Origin of the sequence: Hymenobacter gelipurpurascens (assembly GCF_900187375.1) — a bacterium.
Lineage (GTDB): Bacteria > Bacteroidota > Bacteroidia > Cytophagales > Hymenobacteraceae > Hymenobacter > Hymenobacter gelipurpurascens.
The window spans coordinates 2,235,523-2,253,834 of the sequence record NZ_FYEW01000001.1 but is presented as its reverse complement, the minus strand read 5'-3'; the positions used below and the strand labels follow the sequence as shown (position 1 = coordinate 2,253,834).

Below are 18,312 nucleotides of genomic sequence, written 5' to 3'. Positions count from 1 at the left end.
CTACGCAAGAAAACTGCCGGCGGCCGGGCCCTGCATAAAGAGCAGGTCTAATATGCTGAGTCCGGGTACAAAATCTTTACCAAACGTCTGCTGGTAAGCCTTACCCGACGTCCTGTCAGGTTCGGCCGTGGCAGCGGCTTTGGGTGTCAGCCAATCCCGCCGGTCCTGCCACCCGGTTGCGGAGTGGCCTAGGGCCGAGGCGGAAGAGTAGGAGGGGAGGTATTCGGTGGTAAATTGAACGGGAAGCGGTAGGCGCAGGCAGCGCAAATAGAAGCGTAGAAAGGCCAGATTCAACTCAAACAGGAGCCGGGGTTTCTGTACGTAGATATCGTGCAGATAGTCGGCGTAATACTCAAAATACGGTGTGCCGCCATAAGCGGTTTGCAGGGTGCGCCAATGCTGATGAATCCAGTTCTGGCGGTAATCAATCTCGATTTCTGAGGTAAGCACCTTTTCGCTACGGTTGCCATCTACTACCGGCACCGTGAGGGGTTTTACGCCCTGGGCCGTTAAAATCAGGCAGCGGTTGCGGTAGGTTTGCTTGCGGTAGTGCTCCTGGGTTTCCAGCCATAGCGCTTCGGCCCCGAGCAGCTGGCTGAAAAAGGTAATGGGCGGATGGTACTGTATTTCTGAAAGGAGCAACATGCGGGCTGAGTAAGACGGCAGAAGTGAAGTGGCAAAGCTGCTGTTTCGCTCCTGATTCCGTAAACTAGAAAAAAGGTGGCCTAGCGGCCAAAATAAATGCGCCCGAGGGCAGTTGATGCAGAAAATGCGGTGAGCAGCAAGTTCTACCGAACCATTATCCTGCCGCTTCCCTTTCAAGGCAACTCCAGTACTTCTTACCCGACAAGCTGACATGATGCGTGCTATCCTTACTTTGATCCTGACCTGCTGTACGCTACTTACCCAGGCGGCCCCGCCCCAGCTCCTGCTGGATATAGCGCGTTTCCGCAACGAGGACAAGGCAGTAAAAGGTGGGATAGTGGAGATTTACGCTACTGTTTCGGGGCAGTCACTGACCTATATGCGGCGTGCGCCCAAGATGTTTCAGGCTGCTGCTACTGTTACTATCGAGATTATTCGGGCCGATGGCTCGGCTATCTACCAGGAAACCGTAACGCTGAAGCCGCCAGTGCTGCGTGACACAACGGCAGCAATCAAAAACCCTATCAGCTTTCAGAAGCGCATTCTGGTGCCCGATGGCACGTACACCGTGCGCGGGCAGGTGCGGGACCAATACCGCAGCGGCAACTCCAGCGTGGTAGATATTCCCTTGATGGTGCAAACCACTTCTGCCAAACCGATACTCAGCGACGTGGTGCTCTTGGCCAAGCCGGCCTCTCGCTCTGCTTCTGACCCCAACAACTTTATCCGGAGCGGCTTTAGCCTGACGCGCACTCCCGGTGGCCTATACGCCCGGGGAATGGATAAACTGTACTTTTACTCCGAGTTGTACAATGCCCCGGCTGATCAGAGCCTGAGTTTGCGTTACCGGGCTCGTACTGTAGGTGGCACCAAAGATGCTGCCTCGGGCACTGGCTCTGTAAATGGTTTGGCAGGCAGGCCTACGCCGATAGTAGGCGAGCTGGACCTGAGCAAGCTGCCAGCCGGCGAGTATGTACTGACTGTTGAAATCCGAAATTCTAAAAGCCAGGTGCTTTCCACCCAGACTGCCCGCCTGCGCCATACCCCGGCCGACTACGCACCTGCCGGGGCCGTTATGCCCCGATGAGTTCTCCTGCCCGTTCTGCTGCTTCCTCCGTTGCTTCGTTTGCCTGGTACTACCGCCCGCTGGAGTGGCTATTGCTGGCCTTGTCTAGGCTGCCTATGGCGGTGCTCTACAAAGTATCCTACGGGCTATACCTACTACTGGCCTACGTAGTCCGGTACCGCCGCAAAGTGGTCCTGACAAACTTGCGGAACTCATTCCCAGAAAAAACAGAAGCCGCTATTGAGGAGCTAGCCCACCAGTTTTATCGGCACTTCGCCGACCTTATGGTCGAGATACTGAAGCTGGCCACTACCTCGCAGCAGGAGTTGCGGCAGCACATTAGCATGCGCAACCCCGAGGTGGTGGAGCGTCATATTGCCCGGGGCCGCACGGTTATCATTCTGGCTTCGCACGCGGGCAATTGGGAATGGTCCCTGGCATTGGGCACCCTAATGTTTTCTACCGGGGCCGATGGCGTCTATAAGCCCTTGAGCAATCCGTTTTTTGAGGACTTCATGTACCGGCTCCGCACGCATACAGGCGCGGGCTTGGTGCCCATGCGCGACACATTGCGCCACATGGTGCAAAACAAAGACAAGGCTAGGCCTATCAGCCTAGTGTCAGATCAAGCGGCCGGCCCGGAAGACCGGCCATATTGGACCACGTTTATGCATCAGGAAGCGGGTTTCTATACCAGCACAGAGCGCCTGGCTGCCCGTTTCCAGTGCCCGGTTGTGCACGTGAGCATTCTGCGGCTAGGGCAGGGGCAGTATGAGCTAGTATTGAAGGAGCTTTACGATGGCGATGCGCCTATGCCCAAAGAAGGCTTTCCTATCACCGAATCATTTGTGCGGCACCTGGAGCAGGATATTCGCGCTGCGCCCGCTTTTTATCTCTGGACGCATCGGCGCTGGAAACACAAAAGGCCTGTAAGCCAATAAGTACAGTCTAAAGCAGAAAGAGTGGCCTAGCACATTGCTAGGCCACTCTTTCTGCTTTCACTTCAGGGTTTTTACAAGTACTGCTCAATGTCGCCGGCCCCTTGCCGGATGATGTCGAAGTCCTCGTTGGTGCAGTCGACTACCGTGCTGGCGATGTTGTTGCCGAAGCCACCATCAATCACCAGATCTACCAGGGAGCGGTATTTCTCATAGATCAGGTCGGGGTCGGTGCTGTATTCAATCAGAGTATCCTCGTCGTGGATGGAGGTGCTCACGATGGGGTTGCCCAGCTCCCGTACCAGGCTCGTGCAGATCTGATTGTCGGGCACCCGAATACCGACCGTTTTGCGCTTCACGCCGCCATAGCGTGGGGCTTTGGCGCTGGCCTCAAAAATAAACGTGTAGGGGCCAGGCAGGGCCTTTTTCAGGACTTTATACACGGGCGTTGTGATGCCGTGCGCGTAGTCCGTGATGTGCGAAAGATCGGAGCAGATAAACGACAGGTTGGCCTTGTCAGGGTGCAGCCCTTTGATGCGGCAGAGCTTTTCCACTGCCTTAGCATTATGAATATCGCAGCCTAGGCCATACACCGTATCGGTGGGGTAAATAATAACACCTCCTTTGCGAAGCACTTCCACGGCCTGCATCAGGCGGTTCATGGGCGGATTATCGGGGTGAATGCGAAGCAGCGTAGCAGCCATAGTCGAGACAGGAATTTGGTGAGCACCCAGGCCAATACCGGCGGGCATTGGGGGCGGTCAATGTACAAGGAGACAAAGAAACCTACTACTCTTTTCGATAAAAGTGTGCGAGGAGTTACGCTTAGCAAAGAACCAGCGCGCAAAACGAGGGCTTTCTGCTGGGGTTTCCACTGTAAATAGCGCTCCGGCAGAAGCTGGCCTAGGCCACCAGTAAACTACCGCAGCTACAGCGCATACGGCTACTGGCCTACGGGGGCTGGTTTTGGGATGCAGCCCCCTAGGCCACTGCCTACCGGGCCAGACTGGCCTAGCAAACGCAGCAGATGCCGGGCTGTGGTGTAGCGACGGATAACCTGTACTTTTGAGATTCTAACAGCGGCCCCCAACGTGTCCGGACACAGAGGCAGGGCGCTGCTCGTCTATTCTTATCGTTTCCATTGCTTGCCTCATGGCCAAAACCCGCATCGACTACAAAGCCAACGCCACGCGGCGGCGCAACCGATTCGCTTACATCACCGGCATTCTAGGCCTGATCCTGATTACGTTCTCGTACTATTTCTATCAGGTTTTCTTCACGCCCAACGTCGAAACCAAAGGCAAGCGCACCTACGTGCTGATTCCGCGCGGGGCCGACTGGAAAACGGCCCTGAACCGCGTGGATACCAGTGGAGTAATTATTGATAAGATGTCGTTGCATTTTGTAGGCCGCATGATGAACTACGACAAGCCGGGGGCAGTGAAGCCCGGCAACTATGAGTTGAAGGACGGCCTTACCAACCGCCAGCTCATCAATATCCTCAAAAGCGGCTCTCAGTCGCCGCTGCAGCTTACTTTCAATACTGTGCGCTTGCGCCAGGAGCTGGTCGATAAGCTAGCGGCCCAGGTAGATATTCCGGCCCGTACCCTGGACTCCCTGCTTCGCTCGCCCGCTTACACCAAAAGTCTGGGCTTTGATACTACCAGTGTGCTGACCATGTTCATCCCGAACACCTACGAGCTATACTGGAACACCTCCGCCGACAACCTCATGCAGCGCATGAAGAAGGAGTACGAGAAGTTCTGGACGCCTGCCCGCGACGCCAAGCGCCAAAAGCTAGGCCTCTCCCGGGCGCAGGTAAGCACGCTGGCCAGCATTGTGGAGGCCGAGCAGCAGCAGCACGCCGATGAGCGCCCTCGCGTGGCCGGCGTGTACCTCAACCGCCTCAAGCGCGGCATGAAGCTCCAGGCCGACCCCACCGTAGTGTACGCCAACCGCGACTTCACCATCAAGCGTGTGCTCAACGTGCACCTTACCAAAGACTCGCCCTACAACACCTATAAGTATGCGGGCCTGCCGCCCGGCCCCATCAACCTACCCAGCATTGCCAGCATCGATGCCGTTCTGAACCCCGAAAGCCACGATTACCTGTACTTCTGCGCCAAAGAAGATTTCAGCGGCTACCACGCCTTCGCTCGCAATGAGCAGGAGCACCTAGTAAATGCCCGTCGCTACCAGGCCGCTCTGAGCCGTGCTGGCATCATGAAGTAAATTTAGTTGTGAGTTACCTGTTGCGCGTTGCCAGTTTCGTTCTGGTCGCTCTCCACTGGTAACTCGCAGCGGGTAACTCTCAACTGCTATGTATTCTCACGACACGCAAATCCGCGTTCGGTACGCCGAAACGGACCAAATGGGCTACGTATACCACGGCAATTACGCCGCGTACTTCGAAGTAGCCCGCACGGAGGCTTTCCGCCAGCTTGGTATTCGGTACAAGGATCTGGAGGCCGATGGTGTAGGAATGCCCGTAGGCGAAATCAGGACCCGTTTCCGCCGTCCCGCCCGCTACGATGACCTCCTGACGGTGCGCCTGTTCCTGAAGCAACCCGCCGAAGGTTCGCGGATATTGTTTGAGTACGAAATCTATAACGAGGGGCAGGAGCTTCTGACGGAGGGCCATACCCTGATGGTATTCGTGAGCATGAAAACCGGTAGGCCAGTCCCGATTCCGGCCGACATCCAGAACAAGCTCCTGCCATACTTCACCGACGATGAACAGGCCGGCCCCCTCACGCCGCCTGCCGAAAAGCTGCCGGAAAATGCGCCGGCGCCCGCCGCTTTTCTGAAGGGCAACGAGCACGCCAGCGAATAGGCCTAGGCGCGGTAGTTTCGCCAAAGCTTAATAAGCAGCTGCCGAGTGCTTCTGCCTCTGGTGCACCGCCGTATCTTCCAAGCGTCTTGCTTTGTTCAAAAGCTCTCAGGACTTAAAAACGGTTTTCTAGGCCACTAAAATCATCCTCCATGCGTCTGCCCGTCCGCCGATACCATCTGCCCGATGTGCGCCGCCGGCGTAGCTACCGCCGTTTTATAGTGTTTCTGAAGCGCCTGCGCTTCAACCATGGCCGAGCTTCCGTATATGATGTAGTAGACAGAATGCTGCAGGAAATTAAGCTGGATGGCGTAGCGAAACGGGCCAGCTACATGGCCTTCAACTTCACAATTGCCATTTTCCCAACCATCATTTTCCTCTTCACCCTTATTCCTTACATCCCGGTCCCGAACCTGAACCTAGACATCCTACAATTCCTAGCCGACCTGATTCCGCGGGAAATGTACGTGGCAGTTTCCGGCACCATTGAGGATATCGTGAACATTCCGCACGGCGGCTTGCTATCGTTCGGTTTTGCTACGGCTCTGGTACTGAGTTCGAATGGTATTATGGCCCTGCTGGATGCCTTCGAGAAGAAGTACCCATCCTTCAAAAAGCGCACGTACGTCCGCAAGCGAGTCATTGCCACGCTGCTGACGGTCGTGCTTTCGTCGGTGCTGCTGTTTTCAGTGGCGGGCATCTTCTTCGGTACTTACATCATTGATGCGCTGGTGTACCACGAAATCGTGCCCGAATCCATGACCGATCAACTTATTACGTTGTTGCGTTACGGCTCGGTTATCGGTCTGTTTTTGCTGGCTACCTGCCTGGTGTACTACTACGTGCCGCCAGTGCATAATAAGTGGCCCTTCATATCGGCAGGAGCCATTGTAGCCACATTGCTGATCTTCCTCGTGTCGTTCCTGTTTATCCTTTACGTCAAGATTTTCGACAGCTACAACCATTTTTATGGCTCTATTGGCACACTGGTCGGCTTCATGGTATGGCTCGACTTCGTGTGCATGACCCTCATTCTGGGGTTTGAAGTCAACGTAAGCATCGATGCCGTTACGGGAAGATTACGCACGGCTAAGTAGCTGACTGTTAGTTGCTGCAAGGGAAGCGGAATAGTGGAGGTACCAGAATTTAAGAAATTTGTGGCCTAGAGGCTTGCACAGAGGAATGCAGCCAACTACTTTTGCCATCCCAAACCACCCGTTTGGGCCTTCCAGAGAGGTGGCAGAGTGGTCGAATGCGACGGATTCGAAATCCGTTATACCTGCAAGGGTATCGGGGGTTCGAATCCCCCCCTCTCTACACAAGGCTTTTTCTCGCCCGGGAAATGCTTTTTTTGTTCGAGTCGCGAACAGTATATTTGGGCAAGCAACGCTACTAGAGGAGTGGCAGAGTGGTCGATTGCGGCGGTCTTGAAAACCGTTGAAGGTTAAACTTCCGGGGGTTCGAATCCCTCCTCCTCTGCATCTAGGTTTCTTAGCAGCCCCGTCAGCCTCTGACGGGGCTTCTTTTTTGCCCTTACGGCTGCGTAAACGCGGTTTTTGGGCAATCAGAGGCGCAACAGATTCGTGTACCTATTCATGTACACGAACAACTTACGGTTACACAGCCTCCAAAAGTGTATCCTTCCGCCAATAACCTTAGTAAAATTGCCAATCAGTTTAGTAAAACCGATTGGCTATGGCAAGTACTATGTTCGTTCGATTCATTCTGCGCAAGAACGTGCGCCACCCCGACCGGGAGGGCACGCTCTATTGCCGAGTTACCGTTGATAAAGTAGAAGCGCTGCCCTTTGCCACATCTATCAAGTGCTTTGCCAAGAACTGGAATCCAGGAGCCCAAGTAGTGAAGGGTCGCACCGATTCGGCGCAGCTGGCCAACAATGAGCTGACGCGGATTCGCAATGTCTTCGAGGGATACCGTAACGAGTACAACCGGGACAACATTAACTTCACGGCCCCGGGGCTGGTGAAGCGCTATAAGGAAGCCAGCGGTAGCCGGCTCAGCCTACTGGAATTATTCGATGCCTTTATTGAGGAGCGTAGTGGTTTGGTCGGTATCGAGATATCGGCCACCACCTTGGGCGTTGACCGCACCCGGCGCCGGGCTTTAGCGAAATTCCTGCAGGTGCGCGGTGAGCTGAGTCTACGGCCTGAGAATTTCACGCTCAACTACTGTGACGCCTACGTGCACTGGCACCGGGTAGCCGAGCGCAACGGACACGACTACGCGCAAAAATCTTTAGGTGCGGTGCAGCAAGTGTTGCTCTGGGGAGTGCGCCGGGAAATTCTGCGCACCAACCCAATGAACGGCTATGAGTTTCGCAAGGGAAAGGATAAGGAACTGGTGTTTCTGGACACCGATGAGCTAGGCCGTATTAGCTATTACCCGTTTCAGCTACAGGCCCTGCGCTCAGCCGCCTGGTGCTTCGTGTTTCAGTGCTGGACTGGGCTGGCCTATGCCGATTTGTGCAACCTACGTCTGCCTCGGGACATTGAACGTGGCACCGATGGGCGGCGGTGGCTGCGCATTACCCGCCAAAAGTCTACGATGATGGATTCATACGAGTGCCTGGTCCCCTTGCTGCCCGAAGCCGAACGGATCCTAACACTATGCGGCCAGCAACTGCCCGTGCGTAGCAATGCCAAATACAACGTTCATCTAAAGGAGGTGGCGGCCATCTGTGGCCTGTCAGTGGAGCGGCTCACCACGCACATAGGACGCAAGACAGCGGGTGTATTGCTACTCAATGCGGGCGTCCGGATGGAAGTAGTCAGCAAAATCCTAGGCCATAAGAGCGTACGCATAACTGAGCGTATTTACGCCCGCATACTAGACCGGACCATTGCCGAAGATATTGAGCGGGTATTCGGAACTACCCGAAACCACCCGCTTGACATTGCGCCCATGCGCTTGGATAGGGGAGGGGCAGCCACCGGCACGGATGGAGTGGACTGGACGCCTGCCACGCCTGAGCAGTGGCGGCAGGCCGGGCCGGCAGCTACAGGAAATGCAGGTTTTGATTCAATGGAGTAGCTAATCTTGATTCGCGTTCTTGGGCACTCCATCCTGTTTATCGATGAACTACCTCACCAAAATCATTGGCAAGATGTAATCACGCCAGCCCTGAGTGAACTGAAAGCGTACGAACAAATGGGAACGGGTCAGGCTGATTGCGGCAGATATTGCATTTGCGCGCACGTGTTCTTTTTCTTTCTCTGCCGTTGAGTCACTGGGTATGGACTTCATTGGCTCCACTATAAATGTGGTCGTTGTAGCAATGAAGAAGGCTTTATCTGCTTGCTCTCTCTTTGTTTTTACTTGTCCTTCTACAGCTAAATGAACAGCAAGATACTTGTCATCTAATTCGATCACCCGAGCCTGAGCAAGCACCTTCATGCCACCTATATGATTGGCTGGCTTTGCTACGGCTAGGTTTTGACTAAAATCATCTACCTCGCATTTGATAGGCTGGACATTGTAATAGGGAACTTCTACGAGGTTGTATTGAGACGACATGAATAGAGCGCTGATAAGTGAGCCGCCAATATAAGAAGCCGCAATCGTCTGAATAGTTACGGCTGAGTTATTCACACCTTTTCCACACTTCCACAAAATACCCAACCAAATGAGTTTTGAATCAAATGCTCGGTGGCTACTTGGTGTCCATGTAGTAGACCGTAATGCTGACCCTATCCAGTTCGCTTTTCAGCGGGACATGATGGATAAGGATACTGTGAACATCGAAATAAGCCAGCATGACTGGGCGCAGATAGGGCCGTTTCAGTCCGCTGGCCTGTTGATAGATCTATACTTCGATGCCTATCCAGAGGAAGTACAGCGCGTAGGTCATCGCGTAGTAACCTCCTGCGTCATGCGAGCCCTGGCGTTGGATAGAAACTAATGTGAACTAGGGGAGATTAGGTAGGATTAATAAAATGCTTCAAAATCGAGGTATTTTATTAATTATAATCCCGCCTGCTTTACTACAATAAATGAAGCCCTGACCATTTGCGGTAGTCAGGGCTTCTTACTTTATGATATTAAAATAAATCAATACTATAACCCCTCTATTCTATCAGGCTATACTTTCTACATGCAGCATCACCCCAACGAGGACCCTAAGGGTGCCATCAATAAAGGCGCACTATATGTTGCTGTGGCCTTATGCATTGTATTCGGCTTCTTACTTTATCACTACTGGGAATAAAAAGCCCTAGTCATTTGCGGTGGCCTGGGTCCGCTAATTACCGTTGCAAGAACCGGCTAGCCAGGCGTTTGAAATGGCCGAAAAATACGCGACGGTTGACGGTAAGCGCACATCCGTAATAAAACAGCCGCTTACCTTGTTGCCCCAGACCCTGATGCAACAAGCTGCGCTCGAAGTAGAGCTGCTCTAAACTGCTTTCAAAATAGGGGGCCAGGCTCCGATCGAAAATACGCAGATAGTGCTGAGTTTGCCAAATTGTACTGATGTTGCGCTTCAAGCTGCTGCGCGAAGTAAGTGATAGACCACCCGCGTGCTTACGGTAAGCAGCCATACGGCGGGGCAGGTACAGCGCTGGGCCGTGGGCCGTGCTTAACAACTGCATCGTCGTGTCACCCGCGTATACCTTCAGGAACCAATCGGGCAGTGGCCGGGGAATACTGCTAGCCCGAAACAACAGAGAGGGCGTGGGCATAAAGTGTCCTAGCCGCACGATGTCCTGCTGACTAAAACGTACGCAGGGCTGCTCGGGCTCGGTTGTTGCCGGTAGAATGAGCGGATATTGTTCAGCAAAGCTGTCCTTCCAGTTTTCCTTATCCCGGTCCACGCTATTGGCTTCATACACAAAGGCTGCGTCGTGAAAGCACATAGCACAGTCCGGAGCCGCACGCAAGGCCTCTACCTGCCGGTGCAACTTAGTGGGATCAGTCCAATAGTCATCGCCTTCGAGGGCTGCAATGAATTCTCCTGTGCACGCGAGTAAGCATGCTCTCGTATTAGCGTTGGCTCCTAGGTTTTTTTCGTGAAACAAGGGCTTAATCTGGTGGGGGTAGCGCGCAGCATACCCAGCTATTATTTCCCGAGTACCGTCGCTAGAACCATCGTCACCTATTACCATTTCCACCACCAAGCCAGGTCCGGTCTGTGCCAGCACGCTCTCGATGGTCTGGGCAATGTAGTCAGCGTGGTTATACGTGATGGTGCATACACTTACCGTTACTTGCTGCATCCTCCTATATGTATATCCAATTGAGAGAAAGCAAGAAACAAAAAAGCCCCGATATACATCGAGGCTTTAGGTGTTGCAGTAGAGTGTCCATCCACACCTTTTGCGAGTTATGGATACGCAAAGATACGCACTAGCCCGTTTCCGGCTCCCGACTACGGCCCTTTCGGAGCAGGCCCCAGAGCCAACCCGAGCCAGGCACCCCACCGATAGTAAGCAGAGAGTAGGCCGCCAACAGGGCCAGCGCATACGGTAGCACGGGCCGCAACCAACTCTCGGCACTGGTAGCAGCCGAAGCGCTCGAGCCCTTTCCCATGTCCGCGGCCCCGCCATCGGCGCCGGCCTCTCGGTTATCGGTAGACTTGTTGGCCTCTCCCAGTTGCACCGGCGCTTCATTCTTGGTGGGCACGGCGGCGGTGTTGCCCGTGCCCCACTGGTAGATGATGGTGCTGTTCTTGATCTTCTGCTTTCCTGAAGAGCGGTCAAATACGCTGGCTATGACTTTGCCGGCCCCTGTCTTGGGTTTACTCTCCTTGACTGGGGAGGGGCTGGGGGTTGCTGGTTGCTGGCCTGCGTAGTTCTCTGCCTTATAGGGCTTCTCCCGAACGTAGTCAGTGTGCAGTGTATCTGCACTGGCCTGCTCATCAGGTACACCCCGCGACGGAATGGAAAGGGCTTTGCAGCCACACAGTAGGAGCAACAGCCAAAGGAAAGCTTTCATAAGTCCGTTAGTAGTTGTAGTTGGAAGCGGCCCGGATAGCTGGCCCAGCGTAATAGGTGCGGTGAATACCTGCAGTGGTGCCGCGGCCTTCATTGCCCCCGATGCACCAAGCTCCTCGAGGGGGCCGGCCCTTGCGTAGGCGTGGAAAGATTTCTACCGCCCGCGTGACATGGTTGATGCCGTTACCGTAGCTCAGCCCTACCAAATGGCCCGGCCGTAGGCTATCGAGAGCACCCCGCTGACCCACCAGAAAGTAGGTGCGTAGCTTATCCACAAACCACGCCCTGGCCGCCCCCGCCTCTTTTGGAAAGGGCAGCTTGTTGGCCTGTTGATTAGCCAGCTGGGTATAGCCGCACCAGGGCCATCCCAGCTGCCCACCCCCGGCCTTGGTCAGCGCATCGATGGCGGGGCTACGGTTGTTGCCGTGCGTTTCCCGAAACCAGAGTCGGGCGGTGAGCCAGTCAATGAGACCCTTAGCATTAATAGTTTGCTGGGCCTGACTCGGCTGGGCATGAGCCAGCACGGGCGTGCTGAGTAGCAGCAGGCAGAGCAGGAGCCGCTTCATTACTGAATCATGAAAGCAGCCCACACACTGATGCCGGCGGCGATGATCTGAAACAGCCGCTCTCGGTTGTAGGCATCGAGGCGCTCCTTATGGCCCAGGGCCAGGAAGGTGCCCTTGTAGCCAGGAGTTGCCGGGTAGCCGTTCTTGCTGGTGCGGTAGTCGCCTTTGGCCCAGTCCGGCCCTACGGGCGTGGCCAGGTTGTGGGCAAACCACGCCAGCAGGTTGATGAGGCAGAACACACCCACGGCAATGCTCATTTTGCTGAACACCTGGGTAGGGTCTACCATTTTCGAGGCCGTAGCCGCAGCCAAATCGGCGGCATCCCGAGCGTTGGTGCCCTGGCTGGCAGCATGGCGAACCTGCCAATAGTACTGCACCGGATACGAGGCCAGCCCTATCACGAACAGGTAGGCCCAGCTGTGGCGGCGGAATAGGCGGCGCACGGCGCACACCACGGAAGAGAATCGAGAAGAAAGGTTTAGCATTGGAGTAAGAAGTAGGCCGTTATTTGTTGCTCGTCATGTACTGATCGTGGATAGCGGCCCGCTGCTCGACCGAGCGCAGCCGGATATCTATGTTGGAATGCACAGTGTTCGCTTCTGCTTTGGCTTTTTCCAGTTCCGCTACCCGTTGGGTCAGGGCCTCATTGCGGGCGTTCATCACCTGCACAGCCGTTAGCACCTCACTCAGCCCTTTGGAATAGGAGTCCATCTTCGCGGCGGCGCTCGTCATCACGAACGTCATCAGGGCCTGCACGAAGAGTAGCAACCCCGCTACCACGCCCGCCAGCACCCAGAGGCGAATGTTCATGCCTTCTTTGGTGGCGGCTGTCTCCGCTATTTGTTCAGTTCGGGTAGTCATAAAAGGGCTAATGGGCGGATAGCAGATACAGCAGATAAGTGTACTCTGCGAAGGTACCCGCACACTAGCAGGCCATTAGCCTTTTGCCTCGACTCTTGTTGCACACGCCCTTGCCCGGCTAATCAAGGCACAAAAAAGCCCGCCGGATGGGGCGGGGCGAGGCTTTAAATAGCAGGGCGAATGCGGTGAGAACTGCTTTGCCTAGTTTTGCAGTGCTCTACTCTTTTTGTTCCTCCTGTATCAGTCTCTATCTATGCTGGCCTCTAAACAAGTAACAAGACACAACTACTTTCTGGATTTATTACGCTGTTTGGCCGCTTCGAGTGTACTGATTTATCATTACACCTACCGCGCATATGCTGCAGATAACCTCAGTCCATTACCCTTCCTGTCGCTGGCTCCAATTACAAAATATGGATACTTAGGGGTACAGTTGTTCTTTATCGTTTCAGGCTATGTAGTGCTAATGAGCGCTGAGAGCAAAACGGTTCGCCAGTTTCTTATTTCGCGCATTTCCCGCCTATATCCCGCTTTTTGGATAGCCTGCACTGTGACCTTTCTGGTGAAGCTATTATTCCTGCCCGGAGTAGTTAGCCAGAGCGCACGGGAATTGTTGCATGTCACACCGCTGGAATATATCTACAACATGACCATGTTCCATGAATTGGCGGGCATTACACAGCATGTAGATGGCGCGTACTGGACGCTTAGCATTGAGATTGTCTTCTATTTCCTTATTTCACTGATCATTGGCTACCGCTTATTTGCATACCTGGATTACCTTATTGCGGCGTGGTTGCTTTATGCTATCTGGCCTGGCCTGCCACATCATGGCGCGCCATTACCCTCCCTATTCTTTCCTGGTTACGCGCCTTTTTTCGCCGCTGGCATTCTCTTTTATCAGTTGCATAAGCCCGCTACCAGTCGCAAGAAGCTACTGCGTTATGGGCTGCTGGCCTTTGCCTTCCTGGCTTCTCTTAAAGCTGGATTAGGTGAAGCAGCAGGCCTAAGTATGCACTTCAAGGACACTTTCTCGCCCATTGTAGTAGCTGTTTTTATTACAGTAATATTTGGGGTTTTCTATAGTGCAACACGCCCAAATAAGTTGCTTCTACAATACAAATGGTTTGCTACCCTCGGCAGTTTAACATACCCACTGTACCTGCTACATAGTGATATTGGCTTTATTATTTTCCATCGACTGGGCAATGAAAGCAACAAGAACACAGTGCTTGCTACTACAATTATCATAATGTTTGCATTAGCTTGGCTACTTCACAGATTCGTGGAAAAGCCGCTTGGAAAACGGCTAGCGAAATTCACATCTGAATTACTCTCCCGTGTCAACTCAGTTTAGTTTTTGCGATAATCTTACTCTGTGCGTCAGGCTTTGCGTCTGGACTTTCACGTTATGCGAATATTACAGTTTCTCTTTAGTGGCATAAAGCGCCTATTCAACTCACTACCCTACTACCCGCCGCCTATTTATCCAATCTCGTCGTGGAATGAACTGCCAGAGGAATGGTGGCCTGAAGGCTACGATCCGGCGACTGATAGCTTCCCACTGGGTAACCCCCGAAAGAGGAAGTTAACCGTTCGCTAGGCTGTTGCGGCTGGATTATCACCTGCAGTGAAGTGGGCTACTCCCGCTATTCTCCTGTTGCGAGGCTCTAAACAGGCAAAAATAAAAAGCCCCGACCTCTATAGGCCGGGGCTTTTTGCGTCTTGTCACGCCATAGGGAAATTGGCGTCGTTCACATCAAGCAGCGCATTAGCCTTTTGCCCCGACTCTTATTGCACATGCCCTTTGTCGGCGAGATTCGGCTCATAAAAAGCCCCGCATGTTGGAGCTCCGAATAGCGGGGCAAGTGCGGTGATAATGCTTTGGCTAGTTTTGCAGCTTACCAGCTTCTTTATGCATGAGCGCTATCCAAGATGCTATCCCAATTCCGAGAACTAAAATTAACTACAACTTAGAGGCCCTACGGGGCTTTGCGGCTCTTGTGGTGGTGTGGCATCACGCACTGCTGCCAGCTTACAACCACTTACTTAGCCCCCACTATCAACTTTCCGGACCAGCTTCCTTCACGCCGTCTGGTCATTTTGCAGTACTCATCTTCTTTCTGCTCAGCGGGTACGTCATAGAAATTTCCACGAAGCCAATAACCACCAGGACGGATATAGGAGCCTACCTGAAGAAACGCGCTGTACGCCTTTACCCAATCTACCTAGTAGTGCTGCTGTTTACGTTGTTTGTGGCCACTACTGCTTATAGCTGGCAAACTAAACTAGCGCATTTTACGCTCTTACAGGGTGCGCTTTCGCCGGTTATGATGGAATTAAACCCCTCCTGGTCTTTGGCTCAAGAGGTGTGTTTTTACTTGCTGTTCCTGCCACTAAGTTTCTTCAGGGTGCCGCCCCAGTGGGCAGCGTTGGGGGCGCTACTCGTAGGCCTAATCAACCTAGCGCTGGGTGCTCCAGTAATCTTTTTAACGACCTATGCGCTAGGATTCACCTTTTGGCTACTAGGTGCTGCGCTGGCTCGCTTCCTGCAAGATAGGCCAGCCTTCCAGCCGACCTATAGCCAGATGCTCAGCGCCCTGTTACTCTTTGTGTCGCTGCAAAACTTCAATGTATTCCTGACAATAGGTAGCAAACTTCTGGCCCTGACAGGCGGCTGGTTGCAATATCCGGCAAACATGAGTTGGTGGCACACCATCCTTGAGCCAGTTGATTTTGCCTACCTGCCATACTGCCTGTTTATTCTCGGAATGTTCATAGGCAAGGAGTACCCAGGCCGGAAAATCATTAGCCGAGTGCTCATGCTGCTCCCCTTGATAACCTTTCGCTATATCTCTACTCTGTCCGCTCAGGAGCAATACAACCTGGCTATTCCTATCAGTTGCTACGTGGCCTCGCTGGCATTTTACTTCCTACCCACCTTGGTAGAGCGCCAAGCAAAGGCGGTACTGGGTGTATTGACACAGGCAGCTGGAATATCCTTTGCGTTGTACCTGGTGCACATGCCCTTGCTATACGTTTTTGCCCGCGTAGATGTTTTTTCCAGCACACCGCTGGCCTGGTTGGTTCGGGCAGTTGGTTACTTAGCTTTGTGCTGTGGACTAGCTTATATCCTAGAAAAACTGATTCAACCTTTTATCAAACGATACTTTACTTAACCGCTATTACGAGCTTTGAAAATTGGGGAGATACAGAGGTTGATGACGATCAGCTCACATCACGTACTGAGATTTTGATTTGGGTAGGCCTTACGCTATTGGCCCTTGTAGGGCTCTATGTGGCTTCTAAATGGAACTGGTAAAAATCTACGTGGAGCCTGGCGTAATTCACTTCGCGTTCTATCTGTTCAACCACAGTTCCCCAACGTATCGAGCAGCCCTTGAGCGGCCGGCAATCGTTAGCGACTTATCAGAAGAGCAGGCCGCAACGTGGTTATGGCCTTCACTTGTAGCAATCGGCGTATGAGGGTGGCCAGTGGCAGTGTTTTACGTTGTTCAGAACCTGCTGAACTAAGGGGATTTCACAAAGATAGCCCCGCCGGATAGGGCAGGGCGAGTAGAACCGTATCGTAAAAATAAATGGGTAATGGGTATTTTTTTGTCTATACTAAGGTAAATAAAATCTTAGATCAATGCACAAGTTAATGTTATCAATACGCCACAGGCTGGCGGGGTTGCTCGGTGCTACTTCCTATTACCCGCCCACGATTCCTCCTATTCGTTCGTGGAAGCAACTCCCTGAATCATTTTGGCCTGAAGGCTACGATTCGGCAACTGATAGCTTCCCAGGAGGGGACCCCCGAAAGAAGAGAATAGTTCGCTAGGCGCTTGCGACTGGATTATCTGCCGAGGCATGGTCATGGCCAGCCCTTGTAGCTATCGCTACATTAGAGTGGCCAGTCGCACTGTGGCATATTGTGCAGAACCTGCTGAACTGATATAATCGCACTAAAAAGCCCCGCCGGATGGGCGGGGCTAGTGTTATGGTTGGCCTTTGTTACGAGGCAACCTGTGTCCTTTGCGGCTTTTTCGTTTTTCTCATGAGCCAATCATAGGCCGGATTCTCTATGAACTTGCGCATAGCCATGGCTACCCCAATATTGAGCAGGAGGCCGACAAACGTAACCCAATGATTGTTCTGGCTAACGTGCTTTCCTGCTATCAACGCGTCGAGTAACTGAGAAAGCGGAAGCTGAGCGATGTAGAAGCAGAAAGAAATCTCACCTAGGGAGTGTAGCCATCTATGCTGCATCCAAGAGTAGAGCGGTGTACTCTCATAGTGGTAAAGGGAGGCTAAGAGTATGGCCACTGTGGGTACTACAATCCAATTATGCAGCAGCGTAACAGCGGGTACCAAAGGCCCTGCATACGACAGGTAAATGGCACACATGACTAGTAGCACAGGCGCTAGCCAAGCGGCCGGCTTCCAGTTATAGCGAACCACCAGCAGCCCCGTGCAGATGCCGCATACAAACTCTGGAAGCCGGAATGGTGGGAAGGCAAAGGGAACATCCATGCTGAGGCGTCCAGGAGCGAGCATATTGATTACGCCTAAGCCTACACCAACCGCTACTGCCGTTATGGCTACTCCCTGCAAAGCCAAGCGGCTCCGCTGCGAAAGCCAGAACAACAGCAATGGAGTAACTAGGTAGAAAAAAAACTCGGTGCTTAAAGAGTGTGCGCCGCCGGCATACCAAGCCAGTCGCGTATCGGTGAAGTAGCCGGTAGTGAGCGTTAGGTTGGCCAGTATCACTGGCCAACTGGGCAAGGTGCTCAGGCGCAGGCTGATGGCAGCAACCAGTAACAGGCCAGTAAGGTAAACCGGGTAAATTCGGGCGAAGCGGCGCTGATAGAAGTCCCGTATGTAATGGGCTGAAAGGAAGTTGTCCGCCGGTTGGGCTAAGTAGCGAGAGGCAGCTAGTACCATGACAAAGCCACTTAGTACAAAGAATACACATACGCCTAATCGGCCCTGCTGCACAATGGCCTGAAGGCGCCAGGGTAGCCACGTCAGTGGCGTGCGGTGAGCCATGTCAACGTGGAAGAAAAATACAAAGAGGGCCGCAAACCAGCGCAGACTTGTTAACGAGCGTACTTCCTTCATAAAGCCAGTATAGATATCTAGCAAAAGTACTATCGCTATAACTACACTGCCTAGCCTATAATACACAAGTGCATATAATAAAGGAAGTAGGCCAAGAAGAGAAATGAAAAGCCCCCATCCAGAGAGCTATTCTTTTCTTCTTAAGAGTAGCTGGTAAAAGCCATCTCGCACCCAAATTTGAAGGGGCTCTATCTAACAGAAGCAGCCAACTGTATACTAGGTAGAGTCTGTTAAAACCAGTAGTTTGGTGCCTTACTTAGCTAGCTGATCTGTTATGAGTATTGAGCATTTGCGAGACCTAGACGATGAGGATTCCTGGCATCCCGACTGGCCC

At 53.2% G+C, this 18,312-nt stretch carries 18 protein-coding genes and 2 tRNA genes; 11 read left to right on the top strand and 9 right to left on the bottom strand.

Annotation, left to right across the window (positions count from 1 at the left end; genetic code table 11):
• The gene (locus CFT68_RS09535; RefSeq protein WP_088843201.1) at window positions 1-645 is read right to left on the bottom strand and encodes a WbqC family protein; all 645 of its coding nucleotides are present in this window, start codon (window positions 643-645) and stop codon (window positions 1-3) included.
• 211 nt (window positions 646-856) lie between these two features.
• Between CFT68_RS09535 and CFT68_RS09530 the strand changes: the two genes are divergently transcribed.
• Both CFT68_RS09530 and CFT68_RS09525 read left to right on the top strand, forming a co-directional pair.
• Window positions 857-1,732, top strand: a complete 876-nt coding sequence (locus CFT68_RS09530; RefSeq protein ID WP_088843200.1) for a hypothetical protein — start codon at window positions 857-859, stop codon at window positions 1,730-1,732.
• Window positions 1,729-2,652, top strand: coding sequence for a lysophospholipid acyltransferase family protein (locus tag CFT68_RS09525; RefSeq protein WP_245815324.1), 924 nt, complete (start codon window positions 1,729-1,731; stop codon window positions 2,650-2,652). The genes CFT68_RS09530 and CFT68_RS09525 overlap by 4 nt, the downstream gene beginning before the upstream one ends.
• 71 nt (window positions 2,653-2,723) lie before the next feature.
• On the opposite strand, the gene CFT68_RS09520 is transcribed toward CFT68_RS09525, so the two are convergent.
• Complete coding sequence (locus CFT68_RS09520) at window positions 2,724-3,353, bottom strand: L-threonylcarbamoyladenylate synthase (protein WP_088843736.1); 630 nt, start codon at window positions 3,351-3,353, stop codon at window positions 2,724-2,726.
• A gap of 448 nt (window positions 3,354-3,801) precedes the next feature.
• On the opposite strand from CFT68_RS09520, the gene mltG reads away from it, so the two are divergent.
• The 6 genes from mltG to CFT68_RS09490 all read left to right on the top strand — a co-directional run bounded on the left by mltG (window position 3,802) and on the right by CFT68_RS09490 (window position 8,530).
• On the top strand, window positions 3,802-4,881 hold the full coding sequence (gene mltG / locus CFT68_RS09515) for an endolytic transglycosylase MltG (protein WP_088843199.1): 1,080 nt from the start codon (window positions 3,802-3,804) through the stop codon (window positions 4,879-4,881).
• An 88-nt stretch (window positions 4,882-4,969) separates the two neighbouring features.
• Window positions 4,970-5,482 (top strand): acyl-CoA thioesterase, encoded by a 513-nt coding sequence (locus CFT68_RS09510; protein WP_088843198.1) that lies wholly within the window; start codon window positions 4,970-4,972, stop codon window positions 5,480-5,482.
• Between the two features lie 149 nt (window positions 5,483-5,631).
• Complete coding sequence (locus CFT68_RS09505; RefSeq protein ID WP_088843197.1) at window positions 5,632-6,576, top strand: YihY/virulence factor BrkB family protein; 945 nt, start codon at window positions 5,632-5,634, stop codon at window positions 6,574-6,576.
• A gap of 133 nt (window positions 6,577-6,709) precedes the next feature.
• A tRNA-Ser gene (locus tag CFT68_RS09500) sits at window positions 6,710-6,796 on the top strand.
• A gap of 77 nt (window positions 6,797-6,873) precedes the next feature.
• Window positions 6,874-6,958 (top strand) — tRNA-Ser (locus CFT68_RS09495).
• 228 nt (window positions 6,959-7,186) lie between these two features.
• On the top strand, window positions 7,187-8,530 hold the full coding sequence (locus CFT68_RS09490; RefSeq protein WP_170934750.1) for a site-specific integrase: 1,344 nt from the start codon (window positions 7,187-7,189) through the stop codon (window positions 8,528-8,530).
• Window positions 8,531-8,578: 48 nt separating this feature from the next.
• Here CFT68_RS09490 and CFT68_RS09485 read toward each other — a convergent pair whose 3' ends face one another.
• On the bottom strand, window positions 8,579-9,013 hold the full coding sequence (locus CFT68_RS09485; protein WP_088843195.1) for a hypothetical protein: 435 nt from the start codon (window positions 9,011-9,013) through the stop codon (window positions 8,579-8,581).
• 109 nt (window positions 9,014-9,122) lie between these two features.
• Here CFT68_RS09485 and CFT68_RS09480 point away from each other — a divergent pair, with 109 nt between their 5' ends.
• The gene (locus CFT68_RS09480; RefSeq protein ID WP_088843194.1) at window positions 9,123-9,398 is read left to right on the top strand and encodes a hypothetical protein; all 276 of its coding nucleotides are present in this window, start codon (window positions 9,123-9,125) and stop codon (window positions 9,396-9,398) included.
• A 343-nt stretch (window positions 9,399-9,741) separates the two neighbouring features.
• Here CFT68_RS09480 and CFT68_RS09475 read toward each other — a convergent pair whose 3' ends face one another.
• The 5 genes from CFT68_RS09475 to CFT68_RS09455 form a co-directional block, all read right to left on the bottom strand.
• Window positions 9,742-10,710 (bottom strand): glycosyltransferase family 2 protein, encoded by a 969-nt coding sequence (locus CFT68_RS09475; protein ID WP_088843193.1) that lies wholly within the window; start codon window positions 10,708-10,710, stop codon window positions 9,742-9,744.
• A 130-nt stretch (window positions 10,711-10,840) separates the two neighbouring features.
• Window positions 10,841-11,428: a hypothetical protein gene (locus CFT68_RS09470; protein ID WP_088843192.1), complete on the bottom strand. Its 588-nt coding sequence runs from the start codon at window positions 11,426-11,428 to the stop codon at window positions 10,841-10,843.
• 7 nt (window positions 11,429-11,435) lie between these two features.
• Window positions 11,436-11,993 carry a hypothetical protein gene (locus CFT68_RS09465; protein ID WP_088843191.1) on the bottom strand — a complete coding sequence of 186 codons (558 nt, stop codon included), beginning with the start codon at window positions 11,991-11,993 and terminating at the stop codon, window positions 11,436-11,438.
• Window positions 11,993-12,478 (bottom strand): hypothetical protein, encoded by a 486-nt coding sequence (locus CFT68_RS09460; protein WP_141106505.1) that lies wholly within the window; start codon window positions 12,476-12,478, stop codon window positions 11,993-11,995. The genes CFT68_RS09465 and CFT68_RS09460 overlap by 1 nt, the downstream gene beginning before the upstream one ends.
• Before the next feature lie 19 nt (window positions 12,479-12,497).
• The gene (locus tag CFT68_RS09455) at window positions 12,498-12,854 is read right to left on the bottom strand and encodes a hypothetical protein (RefSeq protein ID WP_088843189.1); all 357 of its coding nucleotides are present in this window, start codon (window positions 12,852-12,854) and stop codon (window positions 12,498-12,500) included.
• A gap of 253 nt (window positions 12,855-13,107) precedes the next feature.
• Between CFT68_RS09455 and CFT68_RS09450 the strand changes: the two genes are divergently transcribed.
• Both CFT68_RS09450 and CFT68_RS09445 read left to right on the top strand, forming a co-directional pair.
• Window positions 13,108-14,211, top strand: a complete 1,104-nt coding sequence (locus tag CFT68_RS09450; RefSeq protein ID WP_088843188.1) for an acyltransferase family protein — start codon at window positions 13,108-13,110, stop codon at window positions 14,209-14,211.
• A 562-nt stretch (window positions 14,212-14,773) separates the two neighbouring features.
• Window positions 14,774-16,033, top strand: a complete 1,260-nt coding sequence (locus tag CFT68_RS09445) for an acyltransferase family protein (protein WP_088843187.1) — start codon at window positions 14,774-14,776, stop codon at window positions 16,031-16,033.
• 838 nt (window positions 16,034-16,871) lie between these two features.
• Here the strand turns inward: CFT68_RS09445 and CFT68_RS09440 are convergent.
• A complete protein-coding gene (locus CFT68_RS09440; protein ID WP_088843186.1) occupies window positions 16,872-17,978 on the bottom strand; it encodes an acyltransferase family protein in 1,107 nt (368 codons plus the stop codon).
• Between the last annotated feature and the right edge of the window lie 334 nt (window positions 17,979-18,312).